The following is a 3821-nucleotide window of genomic DNA, read 5'->3' as shown; positions in this document are numbered from 1 at the left end:
GTATAATGTCTAGCGAAGATGGATCATTGAAGTCTACGTAATCTGTGACTCCGCCCCAAGCAGCTCGCGCATTAGAAGAGGCGCGTTCCGGAACCGGTAAATTGCTAATATCTTCCTGTACTTCTTCAGAAGTAACAGAATCAATAGGTACTGCCGGATAACGTTATCACGATATCCTTTGGTGGTTCAACCGGTTGATGTTGAGGACTTGGGGCTTCGGATTTTTCCGAACAACTAGCTAATAAGCTAAAGGCTACTGCGGCCGAAAGGCCAAATTGCGTAATTTATTTACTAATTTTCATGATCGTTAATTGGTTTGTGGTTATAAAGTAAATGGGAATTGATTACTGATTATTAAAGCAAGCAGCCTCCAGTAATGGAAGCTAGACTTACTGCCTATTTCTAAGTGCGGTTAAATGATTGGGTTACTTCTGAAATACAATCTCTAGTTTTACTTTAAAAAAGAATCCATCAGGACCAGTATATCCACCATCTGATTCTAGGATTTTGATTAATCCGTAGCGGGCAGGAGATCGGTCAGTTTTAAAGACATAGGTAGAACCAGGGGTAGTATACTCGTAATTGCCTACAAAATTGTTTTCCACCGCTGGGCTATCTTCAAACTTGCTTTGTAACAGCTCTGGGGCAGTGGTGGCCATATATTCTATGATTGCTGGTCTTACTTTGACTTCCTTAAACAGGGTGGTAGGCGCGCTTTCTGGAAAATCAAGCGAGTGAGTGTACTCATAGTCGGTACTTCCGATCCCGTAGTATTCAAAATACATATCAGCATGATTAGTATTTTCTGCACTGGCATTTATTTCGTTCTTAGATTGAAAAGACTCGTTAGCAACACCAAAGAATTTTTTATAGCGACGGTTCCAGCTGGAAATACCGTGTACGTCCAATGTCACTTCTAATCTAATAGCCCCGGGATATTCAGTACGAGTGACCTCCGGGGGTGGAAGACTTGCATTGAAGTCTGTCAAAGGAGGTTCAACATGAAGTGGAGGATGAACCGGCTTGGATGGAGCCACTTCTTCATTAGAGTGGCAACCCCAGGTTACTGTTAACAAATATAAAGTCAAAGAAAATAGGCTAACTGCTTTCATTATTGTAATGATTAGATGGTTATAAATTTTAAAGAAAAGCAGGAGCACCCCAGTAGCGTACTCTTGCTCGATAAACTACTTCTCTATTATGAGTCTTTAGTTCCTAGTACATCAGGTCGGGTGCCTTCGGTGATTTTTCCTACGGCTTGAATCAAATCATCCGGTACGCCTAATTCCTGTAATGTGGCTACCAAGTGACCTACTACGGCATTAAAGTGGCTTTCGTTTAAACCGTGCTCTACCAAGTGAGCGTGGGCGTGCCGCATGGTTTTACCGCTGTAGCTAAGTGGAGCCCCGAAAGCATAGGCCAAGAAGTCTTTCTGCATGGCGTTCTGCGATTTCATGTGGGTCCACCGGAAGAAGTGGCTAATACTGTTATCGGCTAGTACTTTGGTGTAGAAGATATCTACCGCCGCATCTACGGCGGCCATTCCACCAATTTTTTCAAAGAGCGATTTTTCAGCAATTGGGTTCATTGTAGTGAAGGTTAGAAAGTGATTAATTAATGACTACTTTTTCGGTAAACTGCTGATCGCCAATCGCGATCTCTACCGTATAAATGCCCGGCTCTTGGCTAGTTAAATTGATCGGGCGGGTAAATGGGGTTTTTTTAGTTTAATTTATGAGCTTAACAAAATTACTTCTACCGGTTTGCACAACGACTTCCACTATTCGGTCGCTGGTGTACATGGCAGGGAACGATCGCATAATCCGTACGTAGCCGTAGCGGGCTGGATTCCGATCGGTTTTGAATAAAAAGATGTCGCCGGTTTGATAGTAGTCAAACGTGTAATCGTCTTCCACGTAGTTGTAGGGTTGCTGATCCGTAGCAGCGTAGGGGCTACTTTCAAACGTATCCGTCAACTGCTCGGGGTTATTCTGGCTCATGAGGTATAACGATTTAGCACTTAGGTCGGTGGGCTTAAACTGAGTGTGAGCCACATACTGCGGGTGGGGCGACAGAAACCCGGCGGCGTTTTGCACTCGGCCTACCAGAAAATCAATATCCGCATTAGCCGTAGCATCCGTGTACGTCATCAGCTCGGTAATATTATGGAACGAGCCATCTACGGTGCTAAAGAACCGTTGGTACTTGTAGTGCTGATCGTAATCTATATCATCAAATTCAATTACCCAGCGCTTAGCGCCATCCAGCGTTTCTTCCTCCACAGTGGTAGGGGGAATGGTTGCGATAGGCGAAGCCCACTCACCGGATATGTCTACCGGACGAGAGGAAACGGGCGCAATATTGTTCATATCGTCGGGTTGGCAACTGCTAAAGAGCAGGGCAATGAGTAGAGCAATTAATAAATAGGTACTTAGGGTGATTGCGCTGATGGTTAAATACTGAAGCGTGGTTTTCATAATTATAGAATTTTTTGTGGTTTGATTACTTATTAATTGTTTGAAGTGATTCATCGGACTGAAGCATTTTGCGGTACACTTTCCAGTGGCGGCCTTGCTTTTGCAGAAGGCAGGTTTCGTACTGGGCTGAGCCGGTTTCGGGGCACAACTGGTAGGTGACCCGGGCGACGGTGCGGTACATTTTTAGGTTGATATTGCGGAGTTTTACCTTGGGATGGTTGTTCTGGATATTGTTATCCAGCAGTGAGGGAACCGTATCCGCTGAAGTATTCTGGCTGAGAGTTAATTGGCCTACCGGGTCATCCTGCGAAGAGACGTGTAACTCTTCAGCCCAATAGTGGGCCCGACGTTCAGCATCCTGGTCGTAGGTGGCGTAGGCTTCCTGTTCCACCACCTCCAAAATAGCATCTCGGTTTTGTTCGTACTGCCGGTAGGATCGTTCCCGTGGATTACTGAAACATCCGATAACAAATGTCGCCATCAGTAGAATAGTAGTGATATACTATAATAGCATTTTCATGATTGGTTACTCTTTAGGTTTACTTACTTTGGGCCGGTCGCTGTAACGCGAGCGAATGATGCGACTAGTAGAAGCACCGAGCGAATCGGCCAGTTCGGTATTCACGGGGTAATCCCAAGCGCTGGACGGGTGAATCGGTAGATTACTAGCGGTACGGGTATCTTTGGGAAGATCATTCCGAAACGTTACCAGCCAATAATTGGCGTAGCGGTCGAACTTCTTATCCCAGAAGGCGTAGTTCTCGTTTTCTATCACGCACCAATTAGTACGCTGCGGATTAATTCTGATTTTATACAGAGTACCATCCGGTAAGGCACTACCTTGGTAGAATATAATGCCGATGAGGGCAATGGAAACGAAAGTGGCGAATACGGTTTTCATGATCTTACGTCGGTTTCGAGTAATCCGTAGATGATTAAATCTTGATACTTTTCTTTGTAGTAATGCCTTTCCCGTAGCAGTCCCTCCCGGATAAATCCGATATTCGCTAGCAGCCTTTCGGAAACAGCATTACCAGGTTCCACTTGGGCTTCAATTCGGTGTACTCCGAGGGCGAAGAATCCGTACTCGATGCACTCACTAAGGGCTTCGGTCATGATGCCTTGGTTCCAGTAGCTTCGGGATAAGATGTAGCCTACGGTGGCTAATCCATCTTGCTGGTAGCTATTGTAGCTAATGATTCCGATCACCTGCGCTGGGTTTTCTTTACGGGTGATTCCCCAACTTACTCCGGTTCCGCTCTCGATTCTACTCAATAGAAGCTCCAATAGATCTTCGGTTTGGGCGAGGTTGATATGAGGAAAATCGTCCCAGTATTGCATAGC

At 45.3% G+C, this 3821-nt stretch carries 6 protein-coding genes; all 6 read right to left on the bottom strand.

The window, feature by feature from the left end; all coding sequences use genetic code 11:
* Nucleotides 1-425 precede the first annotated feature (425 nt).
* Nucleotides 426-1076 (bottom strand): hypothetical protein, encoded by a 651-nt coding sequence (locus tag WBA23_RS21685; protein WP_424584371.1) that lies wholly within the window; start codon nt 1074-1076, stop codon nt 426-428.
* A 122-nt stretch (nt 1077-1198) separates the two neighbouring features.
* On the bottom strand, nt 1199-1588 hold the full coding sequence (locus WBA23_RS21680; protein ID WP_424584370.1) for a group I truncated hemoglobin: 390 nt from the start codon (nt 1586-1588) through the stop codon (nt 1199-1201).
* A 139-nt stretch (nt 1589-1727) separates the two neighbouring features.
* The gene (locus WBA23_RS21675; RefSeq protein ID WP_424584369.1) at nt 1728-2477 is read right to left on the bottom strand and encodes a hypothetical protein; all 750 of its coding nucleotides are present in this window, start codon (nt 2475-2477) and stop codon (nt 1728-1730) included.
* Between the two features lie 25 nt (nt 2478-2502).
* The gene (locus WBA23_RS21670; protein ID WP_424584368.1) at nt 2503-2958 is read right to left on the bottom strand and encodes a hypothetical protein; all 456 of its coding nucleotides are present in this window, start codon (nt 2956-2958) and stop codon (nt 2503-2505) included.
* Nucleotides 2959-3003: 45 nt separating this feature from the next.
* Nucleotides 3004-3378 carry a hypothetical protein gene (locus WBA23_RS21665; protein ID WP_424584367.1) on the bottom strand — a complete coding sequence of 125 codons (375 nt, stop codon included), beginning with the start codon at nt 3376-3378 and terminating at the stop codon, nt 3004-3006.
* Nucleotides 3375-3821: GNAT family N-acetyltransferase (locus tag WBA23_RS21660; RefSeq protein WP_424584366.1), on the bottom strand; the 447-nt coding region annotated here is incomplete at its 5' end. The genes WBA23_RS21665 and WBA23_RS21660, both read right to left, overlap by 4 nt.

This window comes from Tunicatimonas sp., assembly GCF_049647865.1.
Lineage (GTDB): Bacteria > Bacteroidota > Bacteroidia > Cytophagales > Cyclobacteriaceae > Tunicatimonas.
Note: the sequence above shows the minus strand (reverse complement) of the source record. Positions and strands in the feature narration are given on the sequence as shown.

Excerpts from the sequence above, each read along its gene's own strand:
- WBA23_RS21675 (WP_424584369.1), bottom strand. The coding sequence starts at position 2,477 with ATGAAAACCACGCTTCAGTATTTAACCATCAGCGCAATCACCCTAAGT.
- WBA23_RS21680 (WP_424584370.1), bottom strand. The coding sequence starts at position 1,588 with ATGAACCCAATTGCTGAAAAATCGCTCTTTGAAAAAATTGGTGGAATG.
- WBA23_RS21665 (WP_424584367.1), bottom strand. The coding sequence starts at position 3,378 with ATGAAAACCGTATTCGCCACTTTCGTTTCCATTGCCCTCATCGGCATT.
- WBA23_RS21670 (WP_424584368.1), bottom strand. The coding sequence starts at position 2,958 with ATGGCGACATTTGTTATCGGATGTTTCAGTAATCCACGGGAACGATCC.